Source organism: Promicromonospora sp. MS192 (genome assembly GCF_049532985.1).
Taxonomy (GTDB): domain Bacteria; phylum Actinomycetota; class Actinomycetes; order Actinomycetales; family Cellulomonadaceae; genus Promicromonospora.
The window spans coordinates 5,784,471-5,801,104 of record NZ_CP186693.1; the positions used below are offsets into that span (position 1 = coordinate 5,784,471).

Sequence of the window (16,634 nt, forward strand, 5' to 3'; positions counted from 1 at the left end):
CCGTCCGCCACGGACTTCCCGAAGATTCCGCAGACCTGGAGATCGATGAACTCGCCCTCTCCCATGCTCCCTCCGGCGTCGCTCGACGACGACGCCCTTGCCCACGCGCTCGCCTCGGGAGCGGCCGAGGTACTCCTGGCCCTCCGTGCCGAGGTCGACGCCGCCGGCGGATCCTTCGTCGCCAAGGAGGTCAAGGACGCCGGGGACGCCGCGGCCCAGGCCTGGCTCGCCGCCGCGCTGGCCGCCGCCCGGCCCGACGACGCCGTCCTCTCCGAGGAGGCCAAGGACGACGCGTCCCGCACTCGTGCAGATCGTGTGTGGATCATCGACCCGCTGGACGGCACCCGCGAGTTCGCGGAGCGCCCCGACGCCGAGGCGCCCGCCGGGCAGTGGCGGGACGACTTCGCCGTCCACGTCGCCCTCTGGCAGCGCGGTGCGGGCCTCACGGCCGGGGCGGTCGCACTGCCGGCCCGCGGCCAGGTCCTGACCACCGCGGACGGCCTCGTGCCGGGTGACGACAGCGCCGCCGTGCTCGCCGGTGACCGGCCGCTGCGCATCGCCGCGAGCCGCAGCCGCCCGCCCGAGTTCGTCGCGGCGCTCGCCGAGCGCCCCGACGTGGAGCTGGTCCCGATGGGCTCCGCGGGCGTCAAGGTGCTCGCCGTCGCCGACGGTACAGTGGACGCCTACGTCCACGGGGGCGGCCAGTACGAGTGGGACTCCGCGGCCCCTGTCGCCGTCGCCCGGTCCCGCGGGCTCGTCTGCACCCGCCTGGACGGATCCGAGCTCGAGTACAACCGGGAGAACCCCTGGCTCCCTGACCTGTTCGTATGCCCCCCGGCACTGGCTCCGCGCCTGCGTGAGCTGCTCGACACCGTCGGTGTCGCGTCCGTGGTCGGGGTAGATAGCAAGGAAGGTGCCCAGCCGTGAAGAGCCACGTCCTGAGCCAGCTGCGCAGCCTGGAGGCCGAGAGCATCCACATCATGCGCGAGGTGGTCGCCGAGATGCAGCGGCCCTGCCTGCTGTTCTCCGGCGGCAAGGACTCCATCGTGATGCTGCACCTGGCGGTCAAGGCGTTCGCGCCGGCCCGCGTGCCGTTCCCGATCATGCACGTCGACACCGGCCTGAACTTCCAGACCGTGCTCGACTGCCGGGACCGGTGGGTGGAGCGCACGGGAGTCCAGCTCGTCGTCGCCTCCGTCCAGGAGGGCATCGACCGCGGCCTGGTGCAGGAGGAGCCCAACGGCTCCCGCAACCGCATCCAGACGCCGGTGCTGCTGGAGGCCGCCGAGAAGCACGGCTTCGACGCCCTGTTCGGCGGCGGCCGCCGCGACGAGGAGAAGGCCCGCGCCAAGGAGCGCGTGTTCTCCTTCCGCGACGACTTCGGCCAGTGGGACCCGAAGAACCAGCGTCCGGAGATCTGGAACCTCTACAACGGCCGCGTCCACCAGGGCGAGTCCATCCGGGTGTTCCCGCTGTCCAACTGGACCGAGCTGGACATCTGGTCCTACATCGAGGCCGAGGACATCGACCTGCCCGACCTCTACCTCGCCAAGGAGCGCCAGGTCGTGGAGCGCAGCGGCATGCTCTACGAGGTCAACGACTTCACCCCGCTCAAGGACGGCGAGACCGCCAAGGTCCTCTCCACGCGCTACCGCACCGTCGGCGACGCGAACCTCACCGCCTGCGTCGAGTCCACCGCGACCACGCTGCACGACGTCGTCGAGGAGGTCGCGGCCGTGCGCCTGACCGAGCGCGGCGCCACGCGCGGCGACGACAAGGTGAGCGAGGCAGCCATGGAAGACCGCAAGAAGGAAGGCTACTTCTGATGACGACGACTCTTCCCGAGGCCGGCTCCTCGGAGCGCGAGGTCGTCAGCGGCGACCTGCTGCGCTTCGCCACGGCCGGCTCGGTCGACGACGGCAAGTCGACGCTGATCGGCCGCCTGCTGTTCGACAGCAAGTCGATCTTCGCCGACCAGCTCGAGTCGGTCGAGCAGGTCAGCAAGGACCGCGGCAACGACTACGCCGACCTGTCGCTCCTGACGGACGGCCTGCGCGCCGAGCGCGAGCAGGGCATCACGATCGACGTCGCGTACCGGTACTTCGCCACGCCCAAGCGCAAGTTCATCATCGCGGACACCCCGGGCCACACGCAGTACACCCGGAACATGGTCACCGGCGCCTCGACGGCCGACGTGGCCCTGATCCTCGTGGACGCGCGCAAGGGCGTCGTCGAGCAGTCGCGCCGGCACACGTTCCTGGCCACGCTGCTGGGCGTGCCGCACGTGGTGGTCTGCGTCAACAAGATGGACCTGGTCGACTACGACGAGGCCGTCTTCGAGAACATCCGCAAGGAGTTCACGGAGTTCGCCTCCCGGCTGCGCGTGCCCGACCTGACGTTCATCCCGGTGTCCGCACTCGCGGGCGACAACGTGGTGACGCGGTCGGAGAACATGGACTGGTTCGACGGCTCGCCGCTGCTCAGCCACCTGGAGCGCCTGCACGTGGCCTCGGACCGCAACCTGGTCGACGTGCGGTTCCCGGTGCAGTACGTGATCCGGCCGCAGCAGAACGACACGCGCGACTACCGCGGCTACGCCGGCACGGTCGCGTCCGGCGTCATGAAGCCGGGCGACCGGGTGCTGGCCCTCCCGGCCGGCCTGGAGACCACCATCGCGTCGATCGACACGGCCGACGGCCCGGTCGACGAGGCGTTCCCGCCCATGTCCGTCACGGTGCGCCTGGCCGACGAGATCGACATCTCGCGCGGCGACATGATCTGCCGGCCGAACAACGCCCCGACGGTGACGCAGGACGTCGACGCCCAGATCTGCTGGATGGACGAGTCGGCCTCCCTGGTGCAGGGCAAGAAGTACGCGATCAAGCACACCACCCGGTGGGCGCGCGCGATGGTGAAGAACATCAACTACCGCGTCGACGTGAACACGCTGCACCGGGACGAGGACGCGACCGAGATCAAGCTGAACGAGATCGCGCGCATCCGCCTGCGCGTGACCCAGCCGCTGTTCGTGGACTCCTACCAGGCCAATCGCCAGACCGGCGCCTTCATCCTCGTGGACGAGGCGACGAACAAGACGGTGGCGGCGGGCATGATCGGCGGGGCGGCCCACCAGTACTGACCCGCGGGTACCGCCCCGCACCGGTGGCCGGATCGTGATCTGGCCCTGATACGCTCCGCAGCGCCGGAAGGCCGCCGACCCCGCGTCGGCGGCTTTCCTGTGTCGCGGCCGCATCGTGCCGCAGAATGGCTGGGCCAGACCGGCCGCCGCACGGCGCGGCGCCCTGGCCCGTAGAACGATCCGGAGGTCCCCAGGTGAGCGCTGTCTCGAACCCGCCGCAGCCCGTGTTCGGGCCGGCAGTTCTGGGCACGTCGGGCACGCAGCCCGCGCCGGACGGCGCCGCCCGCCCACCCGCGCACGCCGCGCCCCGCGGCCGGTCCGGCCACATCCCCGAGCTGCACGGCCTGCGCGGCCTCGCCCTCGCGCTCGTGGTGGCGTTCCACCTGTTCGGCAACGGCCGGGTCTCCGGCGGCGTCGACGTCTTCCTGGTGCTGTCGGGCTTCCTGGCGACCGGCTCGCTGCTGCGCCGTGCCGAGCGTCGCGAGCTGCGCCTGGGTGAGCACTACGGCCGCACGTTCGCGCGGCTGGTCCCCCCGGCGCTCCTGGTGCTCGCGGCCACGGCGGTGCTGGCCTGGCTGGTCATGCCGCGCGGCATCTGGGTGCAGACCGGCAGGGAGATCATCGCCTCGGCGCTGTACTACGTGAACTGGGAGATGATCTCGGGCCAGCTCGCCTACGGGGCGGCCGGCCCGCAGACCAGCCCGCTCCAGCACTTCTGGTCCATGTCGGTCCAGGGGCAGTTCTTCCTCGCCTGGCCCGTGGCGGTGCTGGTCGTCGTCGCCCTGGCGCGCCTGGTGCGGATCAGCGCGCGCGGCCTGCTGCTGGTGGTGGTCGCCGGGGCGAGCGTGGCGTCGTTCGTGTTCGCCCAGGAGCTGCACGGCGTGGACCAGCCGGTCGCGTACTTCCACTCGTGGGCCCGGTTCTGGGAGCTCGGGATCGGCGGGTTCCTCGCCCTGGCGCTGCCCTGGCTGCGCCTGCCCGGCGCCGTGCGCCCCCTGCTCGGCTGGGCCGGGCTCGGCCTGGTGGTGTCCAGCGGGTTCGTGCTCGACGGCGGGGCCCTGTTCCCGGGCGCCTGGGCGCTGTGGCCGGTCGGCGGGGCGCTGCTCGTGCTGCTCGGCTCGGGCGGCACCGCCGGCTGGGGGCCGCGCGGCCTGCTGCAGGTGGCACCGCTGCGGTTCGTGGCCGACATCTCGTACGCGCTGTACCTGTGGCACTGGCCGCTGCTCATCGCCTACCTGCACCACACGGGGCTCGAGCGCGTGGACTGGTTCGGCGCCGCGGCGATCCTGGCCGCTTCGGTGCTGCTCTCCTGGCTCACCACCAAGCTCGTGGCCGACCCGGCGCAGCGCTTCCGGGAGGCGTTCGGCGGGGTGCGGGCACTGGTGGCCGCCGCCGTCTGCGTGTCCCTCGTGGCGGGCGGCGCCGTCGTCGGGGTGCGGCTGCTGGAACGGCAGGACGCGCAGCTGCTGGCCCAGGCCGAGGCCGTGGCGGAGGCCGCCGGCGACGACGGCGCGACCGACTACCCGGGTGCCCTGGCCCTGGACCCGCGCTATGCGCAGCCCGTGCCGCAGGACGTGCCGGTGCTGCCCGCGGCGGCCGTCGCGGCCCAGGACCGGCCGGAGATCGACGACGACGGCTGCATCCAGTCGAACGAGGAGACGGCGGGCTCGGACGTGCCCGAGACGTGCCTCCTGTCCGACGCGCCCGACCCCCGGCGGGTCGTGGTCATGGTGGGCGACTCGCACACGATCCAGTGGGCGCCGGCCATGGCGGAGGTGGGCGCCGACGAGGGCTGGCGCGTGCTGCTCATGGCCCGGCGCGGGTGCCGGCTCCAGGCGCCGCCCGTGGGGGAGCAGGCGGACGTCAGCGACATGTGCTGGAGCTGGCGGGTCAACGCGATGGCGATGCTGAAGCAGATGCGGCCCGACGCCGTGATGGTGATCGGCACCCGCACCTCGACCATCGCCCCGGGTGACAAGGTGCACCCGGCCGAGACACGGGCCTGGAAGCAGCTCGCCAAGGCCGGGATCCGGGTGATCACCCTGCGGGACAACCCCCGGTTCGAGTTCGACGTGCCCGCGTGCGTGGAGGAGCACCCCGACGGTGCGGGCTGTGCCCGCGCCCGGGTCGACGCCTTCTCGGCGGTCAACCCCGTCCACGAGGCCAAGGGGTCGCCGCGCTCGGCGGTCCACCTGGACCTGACGCGCTTCATCTGCGGCCCGGCCATGTGCGAGGGCGTGGTCGGCAACGTGCTGGTCTACCGCGACGACGACCACATGACGGCCACCTTCGCGACGACCCTGGCCCGCCCCCTCCACCAGGCCCTCCGCGCCAAGGCGAAGTGGCTGTTCGAGAACCGCCCGGACACCCCGCAGATCCGCACCCGCTTCTGACGCCGGACCGCTGAGTGCGGGATGCTCGCCCCTGGCGTGTGGCCAGGAGGGCGAACGTCCCGCACTCAGCGGGTCGTCACGGGGTGACTGCGGTCAGGGCGTTGGTGATGCCCTCGCCGTAGTAGCTGTTGTTCGACGGCGTGCCCACGCACGCCGGGCCCGAGGCGGTGGTGCACTCGTGGTCGTCGGCCTGGGCGCGGACGGCCGCCTCCAGGCGGGCGGGGCCCCACGTCGGGTGCGCCGACTTGAGCAGCGCCAGCACGCCCGCGACGTGCGGGGACGCCATCGAGGTGCCGCTCTTCAGGCCCCAGCCGCCGTCGAGCGTCGTGGACAGGATCGAGCTGCCCGGCGCGGCGACGTCGATCTTGTCCAGGCCACGGTTCGAGAACGAGCTCAGGGCCCCCGTCTGGGTCAGCGACGAGACCGTCACGACGCCGTCCAGCTCCGCCGGGATGTCCTCGCAGCCGGAGTTGATGACCCGCTGCACCGCCGTCGAGTCGTTCGGGCTGCTCGTGTCGGTGGTGTTGTTCGCCAGGTCGGTCGCGGCGTTGCCCGCGGCGGCGGCGTGCACCACACCGCGCTTCGTCGAGAACTCGACCGCGCGGCGCACGGCCTCCTTCGCGGCGCGCTGGTCGGGCTGGTCCTCGCACCAGTACATGAACGGGTCCACGTAGTACGAGTTGTTCGTGACGTCCATGTGCCGCAGGCCCGCCCAGACGAACCCGCAGACCGCGTACTCGGGGTAGATGAACCCGTCGTCGTTCACGACCTTGACGGAGGCCAGCCGGACGCCGGGGGCGACGCCCACGATGCCCGTGCCGTTCTGCGCGGCGGCGATGGTGCCGGCCACGTGCGTGCCGTGGTCGGACGTGGTGGGCAGCCAGCCGGTGGCCGACAGGTCGGGCCGGCCGCCGTCGGTGCAGTTCACGGACTGGTCGGCGTCGACCTGGCTCGCCAGGTCGGGGTGGGACGCCTCGATGCCGGAGTCGAGCACGCCCACGGTGACGCGGGCCGAGCCGTCGTTGACCTCCAGGGCCTGGTCGGCCTTGATCATCTGCATGTCCCACTGCGTGACCTCGCCCGGGTCGTCGGCAGCGGCGGCGCGGGACGGACCGTCGACGGTGCCGCCCACGGACTCCTTCTTCGCCTGGCCCACCACCGACTTCTCCCGCTGGGTGCCTGCGGGGGCGTCGGTGCCCGGGGTGCCCTCGGTGGGGGAGACGGTGCGGGTGGCCCCGACGGACTCGATGACACCGAACCGGTCGGCCGCCACCACGTCCTCCCGGAAGGAACCGTTGGCGGAGTGCGCCACGATCACGCCGATCTGCGGCCAGGACTGCACGACGACGCCGTCGGCGCGCGTGACCGCCTTCACCGCGAGGGCGGTGTCGTGGGCGCCGGCCCGGTCGGTGTTGACCACGTAGGAGAACAAGGCCCCGTCGGGGGTCACTATGGGGACGGGTGTCGACTCCGGCTCGTCGGCCGCGTTTCCGGCGACGCTGCCGAGCGCGGTCAGTGCGAGCGTCGTCGCCGTGGCGACGGCGACGGCTCGCCGGGCGTGGGAGATGCGCATGGATCACTCTCCTGGATGAAAGCGGGCCCCCGGGTGGGACCCGTAGGGCAACCTACGCGTCCTGGCGGGGATCGCCAGTGGGTCCGGCATCCTTTTAACCGGGGTGAAACAGACGTCGCGGTCAGCGCGCGGCGGTTCCCGCGGTCTCGCGGACCGTGCCGGTGCTGCTGCCGGTGCTGCTGCCGGTGACTGCCGGGACGGCCCCGGTCGTCGGAGGTTCGCTCGCCGCGGGCTGCACCGCCCCGGCCTCGCCGGCCCGGCCGTCCGGTCCCGGGCCGGCCCCGTGCGTCGCGTCGCCGCGGCGGACGGTGGGCGGGTCGATCAGCGCGAGCCGCGCGAACGCACCCCGCAGGCCGTCCCGGAGCACCGGCGCCAGCGGCTTCTCGACGAACCGCTGGATCAGCCAGGCCATCGCGAGCACCACGACGACGGCGGCCGCGAGCACCACGTAGCGCGGCAGGGCGTCGTGCAGGAGGTGGATGACCCACCAGCCCCAGTACTCGTGCACCAGGTAGAGCGGGTAGGTCAGCGCGCCCGCCGTCGTCAGCCAGGCCGCCGAGACGTGCCGCAGGCGTGTGAGCGTGGCGAGCGCCACCAGGGCGAAGGAGCCTGCCACCGCCGCCGCGGACAGCGCGTCGGGCACGGCGTGGCCGGTGTTGGACACGATGATGTTCGCGGTCTCGCGCCCGGACCACGCGGCGCCGAGGATCACGTTCTCGGCGAGCACCAGCCAGGCGATCAGGGAGCGGCGGTCCTTGGTGAGCAGGAACAGCGCCATCCCGCCGGCGAACAGCGGGGCGTAGTCCCAGACGAGCAGGTTCGCCACCAGGTCCAGCCCGGCCTCGTGCGCCATCGCGCCCGCGGCGGGCCACAGGGCGGCGAAGGCGAGCACGCGTGCGCCGGTGAGCCCGACGACCAGGAGCACGCCGACCAGCACGTAGAACCGCAGCTCCACCCAGAGCGTCCAGTAGACGCCGTCGACGTGCGGCATCCCGAACGCCGACTGCAGCATCGTCAGGTTCACGCCCACGGTGGTCAGCTCGACGTCGTCCCGGCGGTCGGGCCACAGCACGAGCAGCAGGAAGCCGGTGAGCAGCACGGCCACCCAGTAGGCGGGGTAGAGACGGGTGATGCGCGAGATGGCGTACGAGCGCACGTCCCGGCCCCACGCCGTCAGGAGTATGACGAAGCCCGAGATGACGAAGAACAGGTCGACGCCGAACGCTCCGAACGCCGTCAGGTCGGACAGCCCGGGAAACACCTGGGTGGGCGGCACGCCCCACGACGGGTTGCCCAGCGCCGTGTAGTGGAACAGCATCACCGCCGCCGCGGCGAGGAACCGGAGCCCGTCGAGGACACCCATCCGGGCGCGCTTCGTGCGGGGCGGAGGGGCGGCGGAGTCAGTCAGGGCGGGCACGCGCGAAAACCTACCAAAGAGGTCGGGGTTATGGGGCGGGTGTATCGGCGAACAGCCACGGGGCGGACGACCGCAGCTGCTCGTGGATCACGGGCGTGAGTGTACGCACATAGGTACTGGTCAGGTGATCGTCGTCGCGATATACGAGAACGTTGCCGACCACCGCCGAACAGATGACCGGCCCGCAGATCGAGTCGGTGAGGTCGAGGTGGACGACCGAGCCGGGTACGTCGTCCGCCGTCGTCACGGGGGAGACGGCCGCGAGCTGTTCCGCGCGGGCCCGCCCGCACGCGTCCGGGATGCTCTCGTCCTCCATGCAGACGGGTACGAACCACTCGAACCGGGGGTTGTCGCGGACGGTCACCACGCGGACCCCGGCGTCGGCCAGGACGCGCCACGCGCCGACCTGGCCGGGCATGACGCGTTCGGGCGACCCGTCCTCGAAGGTCCGCGTCCCCACGACGACGACGGCGTCCGGGCGGGCCGCGGTGAGCGCGTCCAGCGCCCGTTCGTTCCACGTGGCGCACGACGGCGGGTAGGCCAGGCCGCCCGCGCCCGACGTCGCCAGCCGGCACCCGTGCTTGAGCATCTCGCGCAGCTCCCAGCCGTGCTCCCGGGCCAGCGCCGCGAACGCGTCCTCGTACTGCAGCTCGTGCGACGCGCCCGCGAGGTAGACGACGGCGGTCGGGTCGTCCTGCGCGACCACCGTGCACTCCAGGAGCTCGGGCCGGTCGGCGCTCTGCGCGCACTCCGGGCGGCCGGGGTGGTCGTCGAACGCGACCCAGGTCGCGGGCCGGAAGGGCGTGGTCGGCGGGATGTCGACGGCGCCGGGGGCGAGCGCGGCGGCGCCCGGGTGGTCCGGCGAGGGAGTGCGCAGGTCGGCGACGTCGTGCCGCACCGTCGCGTCGTGCGCGGTGGCGGCGAGCTGGGTGCCGCCGAGCAGGAGCGCGGCGGTGCCGAGGAGTGCCACCGGCATCCAGCGGGCCGACGGCGTGGTGCGCGGTGGGTCGGTCCGGATGCCGGCGGGAGCGGGTGCGGGGCTGGTGTCGGTTGCGGGGCTGGTGTCGGTTGCGGGGCTGGTGTCGGTTGCGGGACTGGTGTCGGTTGCGGGGCTGGTGCCCGGACCGGTTGTGGGGCTGGTGCCTGGCGCCGCGCCGGCGGGTGCCGGTCGCCGGGTGCCGGCGGCCGCGGCGTGGGCGAGCGCCGGCTCGGCGACGTAGCGGGTGGTGAGCCACGCCAGCGCGGTCGACACGACGAGGATGCCGGCGCCCGCGAGCGGTCCTGCCCGGTGCGCGCCGGTGGTCAGCAGCCAGAAGACCAGGACGGGCCAGTGCCACAGGTACAGCGCGTACGAGATGCGGGCGCCGAACCGCAGGGGTGCGCTGTCGAGCAGTGCGCCGGCGGTCCAGCCGGGGGTGGTGGCGCTGCGGGGTGGGGTGGTGTCGGGTGGGGTGCTGGTGGACGGGGTGCTGCTTGGTGGGACAACGCGGGTCGGAGCCCTGCGGGGCTGGGTGTTGCCGGGCTGGGTGTTGGCGGAGTGGGCCTTGCCGGATGGTTGCGTGTCCGGCAGGACCGTCGCGAGGACCAGCGCGGCACCGACCACCGGGACCAGGGCCCACGGGCCGGGGAACGCGACGGCGCCGTCGACCAGGAAACCGGAGCCGACCACCAGGGCGAGGCCGGACCACCCGAGGCCCGCTCGGACCGGGCCGGGCAGAGTGCCCGAGAGGCGCGGGGCCAGGGCGAGGAGCGCGCCGACGCCGATCTCCCAGAACCGTGTGAAGGTGCTGAAGTAGGCGACCGGCTGGTCCACGGTGACGAGCCAGAGGGCGTACCCGAACGACGCGAGGGTGGCGGCGAGTGTCACGACGGTGACGAGCCCCCGGGGCGTCAGGGGGCCGCGAGCCGACGGCGGCGGTCCGTCCGACGGGTGCCGGGCCCCTCCGTGCCCGGCCGGAGCCTGGCCGGCCCGCGACCGCTCGGTACGCGCCCGGCGCCGCGTGCGGCGCGCGGCGGCGACCAGGCCCAGCACCACCAACGGCCAGACCGCGAAGAACTGGCCCTGTACCGACAGTGACCAGAAGTGCTGCAGCGGACTCGCGTCGGGGCCGGCGGCGCCGTACGCGAGCGCGGAGCGGACCAGCTCCCAGTTCTCCCAGAAGGTCGCGGACGCCCCGACCTCACGCAGCCCCGATGACCAGCGCATGCGCGGCGTGAGCGCGAACAGCGCGACCGTCACGGCGGCCAGGACCACGAGCGCGGCCGGGAGCAGCCGGGCGAGCGTGCGCGCGTAGTGCGCGCCGAGCCGCAGCGTGCCGTCCTCGGCCCGGCGCAGCAGCGTGCCCGTGGCGAAGTACCCGGAGAGCACGAGGAACACGTCCACGCCGCCCGACACGCGCCCGTGCCCGAACAGGTGGAACGCGACGACGAGGAGCAGCGCGAGCCCGCGCAGCCCGTCGACCGCCCCGACCCGGCGGGCGGTGCCGGCTTGCCGGCCGGCGGCCGGTGTCGGCGCAGTAGGTACTACGGCCACCGGGATCGAGGCGGCCGGAATCACCGTGTCGACGATGCTCCGGGAGTGAGGCATCCAGGAACGCTAGAGGGTGCGGCTTACGTCCACATTGAGGGCAGATAACACCATGGTCTCGGTGTTCCGGAGGAGGTTGGGTGGGTGCATCTCTGCCTCGGCGGGTGCGGCGGCGAACCGGCGATGGATCTCGGGCCGCAGGCCGGGATGTCGATAGTTGTCCACAGATTTGGATCTGGTGATGCGACGGCCGGATATCGAACATATATTCGACGTATGCGAACGGCTTGATAGGTCTAAGGGCGGTAGGGGGTGGGAGTGTGGGTGAGCAGGTGAGCACGGAGGTGGAGCGTCCTGCGTGCATGGAAAACACGCTGGAACGCACGCTGGAACGTGTGCTGGGGCAGGTGCTGACCGGGCCGTCGGTGACCGCACGCCCGGCACGGACAGTGGTACCACTGTTGAGCTGGGGCGGGATGACAGCCGAGTACACGAGCACCGCTCCCGCGGCCCTGGTCGCGTGGCCCTCCCAGCACCCGGCCGCCAGGACAGGCACCGAGCCCACGCCACTGACCGAAGGGCTGGTGGGTGCGGGGTTGGTGGGTGTGCTGGAGCGGGTGGAGGTCGCTGACCTGGACGACGCCCTCCTGCTGGACGTCGCGGCCCGGTGGCAACAGGTCATCTCCTGGGCCACCGCGATGCAGTCCCGGGCCACCGGGCAGATCGCCCGACGCCGGAACTGGACCGCCGAGCACAACGCCGCCTCGGCGGAGATCAGCGCCCGCCTGCGCGTCCCGCAGGGCGAGGCGAACAAGCTCATGGCCCGCGGGACCGGCCTGGCCGAGCACCCCCAGGTCATGACCGCCCTGCACAACGGACAGATCGACACACCCAAGGCCGACATCCTGCTGCACGCCGGCAACCCGCTCACGCACCAGGAACGCCACGACGCGATCACCCGGTACCTGCCCCAGGCCCCCGACCACACACGCCGCTGGCTACGCGAGGCGATGAACACCTACGCCACCGCCCTGCACGGCACCAACCAGGTCACCACCCACGCCCGCACCCGCCGCGCGGTCTACCTCGACCCGGCCGACAACACCATGGCCTGGATCAGCGCGAACCTGCCCGCCACCGACGCCACCGCGGTCTGGGACGCCATCGACCAAGCAGCCCACACCCTGCACCGCACACCAGGCACCACCCGCACCCTGGCCCAGGCCCGCGCCGACGCCCTGGTCGCCATCACCACCGGCCGCATCATCGTCCCACCCCACCCCGAATGCACCCCCGCACGCACCCCGGACCACACCACCCCCACGACCACCGCCACGACCAGCACCGGCACCGCCGCTAGCGGCACGACCACCGGCCCGGCCGCGACGAGCCCGGCCGCGACCGGCATGCCCGGGACGCGCGACCGCGACGCAGGCCCCGACGCGGGCCCCGACGCCGACGCCAATGCCGGCCCCGGTGCCCTGCCACGCACCACCGTGCCCGCCACGGGCTGCACCTGCGGGGGCTGCACCTGCGGCGGCACCACGATCCAGGTGATCCCCGTCAGACCACAGGTCCGCCTGACCCTCCCGGCCACGATGCTCCTGGGCCTGGACGACACCCCCGCACACCTGGACGGCTACGGACCCATCCCCGCCGAGACAGCCGCACACATCGCCACCGACGCCACCTGGCAACGCCTGATCACCGACCCGGCCACCGGCATACTGACCGACTACTCCACCACCACCTACCAACCCGGCAAGATCCTCCGCCAAGCCGTCACCACCCGCGACCAGACCTGCTGCTTCCCCCACTGCGACCGACCCGCCCGCTGGGCCGACCTCGACCACATCCACCCCTACAACCACGGGCTCGACCCCGAGCACCAGCCGCCGGGAACCCCAGGCCAGACCCGCGCCCACAACCTGCAACCCCTGTGCCGCGCCCACCACCTCGCCAAGACCCACCACGGCTGGACCCCCACCCGCAACCCCACCACCGGCACCACCACCTGGACCGCACCCACCGGCCACACCTACACACGACCCGCCACGCGGACCGACCTCACGATCAGCGACAGGCCCGCCGTCGGCGAGGGACCCGCCGGCGACAGGTCTGCCGCCGGCGACGGATCAACCGTCAGCGACGGACCAACCATCAGCAGTGACGTCACCAGCCTCGCGGACGACCTCCACCACCGCCTCGGAACACAGAAGCGGCCGACCAGCAGGAATCACGACCAGAAGGGCGGTCCGGCACTCCGAACGATCCGTGTCCTGCCGGAGGAACCGCCGTTCTGATCACCCGTGGCGGCATGGCAGAGCCCGACAGGTGCCCGCCGGCGACCTGTCAGGCTCCAGTCGGCGCCGCGAAGGACCGTCAGGTGGTCTCCTCGATGACACCGGACGTGGTCCTCCAGTGGCCCGGGTGCTTGCAGGTGTAGGCGTCGGTGTTGCAGCGCGCGATCCGCCAGCGGATCTTCGTGTTCTCCGGGAAGTCCTTGTTGCAGGTCCGGACGCCGCCGGCCGCGCCGCCCTTGTGGTGGCAGATGCCCTCGCGGCCGCTGCTCGGGTGCCGCCAGATCACACCCGTGGTGTACCCGTCCTTGCTGTCATCGGTGACCCAGAAGTAGTCGCCGTTCTGCCGGTAGCAGCCCGAGCCCCAGCTCTTCTGCAGGACGATGCTGCACGATATGTCGTTGCTGACGGCCACGTTGTACTCGACGGTCGCGGCCTGCGCCGGCGCCGCGAACACCAGGGTCAGCAAGGTCAGCACGGCTATCGTTCCTCGTCTCATCATGTGACGAGCATGCCTGTGACGAGCGTGGACCGCCTGCAGGAACCTGCAGGCGGCCGGCGCTCGGCTCAGGGCGGCTGGACGAACTGTCAGGTATTCACCTCGATGGTGCCCGAGCTGTTCACCCAGTGGCTCAGGCTCTTGCAGGTGTACGTGCTGCCGTCGCAGCGGGCGAGCCGGTAGCGGATCGTCGTGTTCTCGGGGAAGTCCTTGTTGCAGGTCCGGACTCCGCCGCCCAGGAATCCGTCCTTGTTGCGGCAGATCCCTTCACGCCCGGTGTCCGGGTGTCGCCAGATCACGCCCGTGCTGTACCCGTCGTTGCTGTCATCGGTGACCCAGAAGTAGTCACCGTTGCGCTGGTAGCAGCCCTCGCCCCAGGTCTTGGTGATCCGCTCGGTGCATGACACCTAGTGGTCGATCACCACGTTGTACTCGATGGTCACGGCCCGCGCCGGCGCTGCGAAGACCATCGTCAGCAGCGTCAGCGCGCTCACAACTCCTCGTCTCATCATGAACGGAGCATGCTCCGCCACGCGGAGCACCGGTTGCAGGAACCTGCACCTGGCTACCGCGCACTCAGCGCCCGCCGGTCCGCCTGCGCCACCGGGTCCGGGACCGGTGCCGCCGCGAGCAGCCGCCGGGTGTAGTCCTGCTCCGGCTGCCCCAGCACCCGCGTCCGCGGCCCCGACTCGACCAGCCGGCCCTGGTGCAGCACGGCGACGCGGTCGGCGAGCTCGTCCACCACCGCCAGGTCGTGGCTGATGAACAGGCAGGCGAACCCGAGCGACTGCTGCACCTCGCGGAACACCTCCAGCACCGTGGCCTGCACAGAGACGTCGAGGGCCGACGTCGGCTCGTCGGCGATGAGCAGCTCGGGGCCCAGCGAGATCGCGCGTGCGATGGACACGCGCTGGAGCTGCCCGCCGGACAGCTCGTGCGGATACCGCGACACCCAGGACGCCGGCAGCTCGACGCTCTCCAGCAGCTCCGCGGTGCGCCGTTCCAGCTCCGCACCGCGCAGTCCCGCGTGCACGGCCAGCGGCTCGGCGACCGACTCCCCGATCGAGTACCGCGGGTTCAGGGAAGCGGCCGGGTTCTGGAACACCACGCCGACCCGCGCCCGGGCGGCGCGCACGGCCCGCGGCGGGTCCTGGCCGAGGCGCGTGCCGACCACGCTCACCGTGCCGGAGGACACGGGGGCCAGGCCCAGCGCGCAGCGGCCCATCGACGACTTCCCGGACCCCGACTCGCCGACCAGGGCGACGATCTCGCCGGGGCGGACGTCCAGCGTGACCCCGTCGACGGCGCGCACGGTCCGCCCGCGCCGGTCGCGGTACTCGACCACCAGGTCCTCGAACGCGAGGGCGGGCCGGTCCGTCCCGACGGCGCCGCTCGGCCGTTCGGGGGTCCCCACACGCGGCACGGCCGCCAGGAGCTGGCGGGTGTACGCCGCCTCCGGCGCGGCGAAGAGCCGGCGCACGGGCGCCGCCTCGACCACCTCGCCGTGCCGCATGACCACCACGCGGTCGGCGAGGTCGGCCACGACGCCCATGTCGTGCGTGATCAGCACGATCGACGTGGACACCCGCTCGCGCAGCCGGCGCAGCACGTCGAGCACCTCGCGCTGGACGGTCACGTCGAGCGCGGTGGTGGGCTCGTCGGCGAGCAGCACCTCGGGGTCGCAGGCCAGCGCCATCGCGATCATCACCCGTTGCGCCTGACCGCCCGAGAGCTGGTGCGGGTAGAACCGCAGGCGCCCGGCCGGGTCGGGCAGCTCGACCATGCGCAGCAGCTCGACCGCACGGTCGCGGCGCTGCGCGCGGGTCAGGTCGGGCGCGTGCCGCCGCAGCATCTCGTCGAGCTGGAACCCGATGGTGAACACGGGGTCGAGCGCGTTCGACGAGTCCTGGAAGACCATCGCGACGCGCCGGCCGCGCACGTCCTGCAGGGCACGCCGGTCGAGGCCGATCAGCTCGGTGGGCTCCTGGCCCTCGCAGCCCAGGAGCGCGCTGCCGCCCACGGTGGCGTGCCGGCCGAGCAAGCCCAGCAGGGCGAGCGAGGTCACGCTCTTGCCGGAGCCGGACTCGCCGACGACGGCGAGCACCTCACCCGGCAGCACGTCGAAGGAGACACCTCGCACGGCGTGCACGTCGGGCGCGCGCCCGTCGTCGACGCGGAAGGTGACCGTCAGGTCGCGGACGGCGAGCACGGGCGCGAGCACGGGCTCAGGCGCGGGGGCGGCGTCGGTCACGGTTCTCCTGTTCCGTCGGCCGGCTGGGCGTCGCGGTACGCCTCCCAGTCGGCGAGCATCTTGCGGTGGTAGCCGGCGAGCCACTCCATGTAGTTGCGTGCGTTGACGAGCCGCTTGTGCGGGCCCTCGGCGTCGCCGGCGATCGCGAGGCCGTCGTCGATCACCCGGCCCAGGTGGCCGAGGTAGGCCCGCTCGCCCGCCAGGAAGCTGCCCCAGATGTCGTCCTCGACGCGGAAGTAGTGCTGCCGGTCGCCGAGTACCGAGTGCCGCTTGACGAACCCCGTCTCGACCAGCCGCCGGGTCCCGGTGGAGACCGCCCCGGCGCTCGCCTTGAGCAGGTGGGCGATCTGCTGCGAGGACAGGTAGGGCCGGTCCACGATCATCAGCAGGCCGACGATCCGGCCCTCCATGCGCGGGCTGTGCGAGGCGGTCCACGTCAGGGCGAACTGCTCCACGAAGTGCTCGGCGGCGGCGTCGAGGGTCGGCTCGTCGGAGGGCTGGTCAGCGGGGGTGTGGCTGGTCATGGGGCCACCCT

12 protein-coding genes are annotated in these 16,634 nt (G+C 72.5%); 5 read left to right on the forward strand and 7 right to left on the reverse strand.

Annotation, left to right across the window (positions count from 1 at the left end):
* Positions 1 to 45: 45 nt before the first annotated feature.
* From ACO229_RS25880 to ACO229_RS25895, 4 genes are all read left to right on the forward strand, one after another.
* The gene (locus ACO229_RS25880; protein WP_397418536.1) at positions 46 to 927 is read left to right on the forward strand and encodes a 3'(2'),5'-bisphosphate nucleotidase CysQ; all 882 of its coding nucleotides are present in this window, start codon (positions 46 to 48) and stop codon (positions 925 to 927) included.
* A complete protein-coding gene (cysD, locus tag ACO229_RS25885; protein ID WP_423463205.1) occupies positions 924 to 1,826 on the forward strand; it encodes a sulfate adenylyltransferase subunit CysD in 903 nt (300 codons plus the stop codon). The genes ACO229_RS25880 and cysD overlap by 4 nt, the downstream gene beginning before the upstream one ends.
* On the forward strand, positions 1,826 to 3,139 hold the full coding sequence (gene cysN, locus ACO229_RS25890; protein WP_397418540.1) for a sulfate adenylyltransferase subunit CysN: 1,314 nt from the start codon (positions 1,826 to 1,828) through the stop codon (positions 3,137 to 3,139). Before cysD ends, cysN begins: the two co-directional genes overlap by 1 nt.
* 194 nt (positions 3,140 to 3,333) lie before the next feature.
* Positions 3,334 to 5,532 (forward strand): acyltransferase family protein, encoded by a 2,199-nt coding sequence (locus ACO229_RS25895; protein ID WP_423463206.1) that lies wholly within the window; start codon positions 3,334 to 3,336, stop codon positions 5,530 to 5,532.
* 76 nt (positions 5,533 to 5,608) lie between these two features.
* On the opposite strand, the gene ACO229_RS25900 is transcribed toward ACO229_RS25895, so the two are convergent.
* The 3 genes from ACO229_RS25900 to ACO229_RS25910 form a co-directional block, all read right to left on the reverse strand.
* On the reverse strand, positions 5,609 to 7,105 hold the full coding sequence (locus ACO229_RS25900; protein ID WP_397418544.1) for a S8 family peptidase: 1,497 nt from the start codon (positions 7,103 to 7,105) through the stop codon (positions 5,609 to 5,611).
* A gap of 121 nt (positions 7,106 to 7,226) precedes the next feature.
* Entirely contained in the window at positions 7,227 to 8,522 is a 1,296-nt protein-coding gene (locus ACO229_RS25905; protein ID WP_423463207.1) for an acyltransferase family protein, read from the reverse strand.
* A 28-nt stretch (positions 8,523 to 8,550) separates the two neighbouring features.
* Complete coding sequence (locus ACO229_RS25910) at positions 8,551 to 11,109, reverse strand: SGNH hydrolase domain-containing protein (RefSeq protein WP_423463208.1); 2,559 nt, start codon at positions 11,107 to 11,109, stop codon at positions 8,551 to 8,553.
* 302 nt (positions 11,110 to 11,411) lie between these two features.
* Here ACO229_RS25910 and ACO229_RS25915 point away from each other — a divergent pair, with 302 nt between their 5' ends.
* Entirely contained in the window at positions 11,412 to 13,352 is a 1,941-nt protein-coding gene (locus ACO229_RS25915) for an HNH endonuclease (protein WP_423463209.1), read from the forward strand.
* Positions 13,353 to 13,431: 79 nt separating this feature from the next.
* Here ACO229_RS25915 and ACO229_RS25920 read toward each other — a convergent pair whose 3' ends face one another.
* The 4 genes from ACO229_RS25920 to ACO229_RS25935 form a co-directional block, all read right to left on the reverse strand.
* Positions 13,432 to 13,827, reverse strand: a complete 396-nt coding sequence (locus tag ACO229_RS25920) for a hypothetical protein (RefSeq protein ID WP_397419419.1) — start codon at positions 13,825 to 13,827, stop codon at positions 13,432 to 13,434.
* 110 nt (positions 13,828 to 13,937) lie between these two features.
* The gene (locus ACO229_RS25925) at positions 13,938 to 14,255 is read right to left on the reverse strand and encodes a hypothetical protein (protein ID WP_423463210.1); all 318 of its coding nucleotides are present in this window, start codon (positions 14,253 to 14,255) and stop codon (positions 13,938 to 13,940) included.
* 158 nt (positions 14,256 to 14,413) lie between these two features.
* Entirely contained in the window at positions 14,414 to 16,099 is a 1,686-nt protein-coding gene (locus ACO229_RS25930; RefSeq protein ID WP_423463211.1) for a dipeptide ABC transporter ATP-binding protein, read from the reverse strand.
* Positions 16,096 to 16,623 (reverse strand): GbsR/MarR family transcriptional regulator, encoded by a 528-nt coding sequence (locus tag ACO229_RS25935; RefSeq protein ID WP_423463212.1) that lies wholly within the window; start codon positions 16,621 to 16,623, stop codon positions 16,096 to 16,098. Before ACO229_RS25935 ends, ACO229_RS25930 begins: the two co-directional genes overlap by 4 nt.
* Positions 16,624 to 16,634: the final 11 nt, after the last annotated feature.

Coding starts and splice junctions, on each gene's coding strand:
- ACO229_RS25880 (WP_397418536.1), top strand. CDS start 46: ATGAACTCGCCCTCTCCCATGCTCCCTCCGGCGTCGCTCGACGACGAC.
- cysN (WP_397418540.1), top strand. CDS start 1,826: ATGACGACGACTCTTCCCGAGGCCGGCTCCTCGGAGCGCGAGGTCGTC.
- ACO229_RS25900 (WP_397418544.1), bottom strand. CDS start 7,105: ATGCGCATCTCCCACGCCCGGCGAGCCGTCGCCGTCGCCACGGCGACG.
- ACO229_RS25915 (WP_423463209.1), top strand. CDS start 11,412: ATGGAAAACACGCTGGAACGCACGCTGGAACGTGTGCTGGGGCAGGTG.
- ACO229_RS25935 (WP_423463212.1), bottom strand. CDS start 16,623: ATGACCAGCCACACCCCCGCTGACCAGCCCTCCGACGAGCCGACCCTC.
- ACO229_RS25910 (WP_423463208.1), bottom strand. CDS start 11,109: ATGCCTCACTCCCGGAGCATCGTCGACACGGTGATTCCGGCCGCCTCG.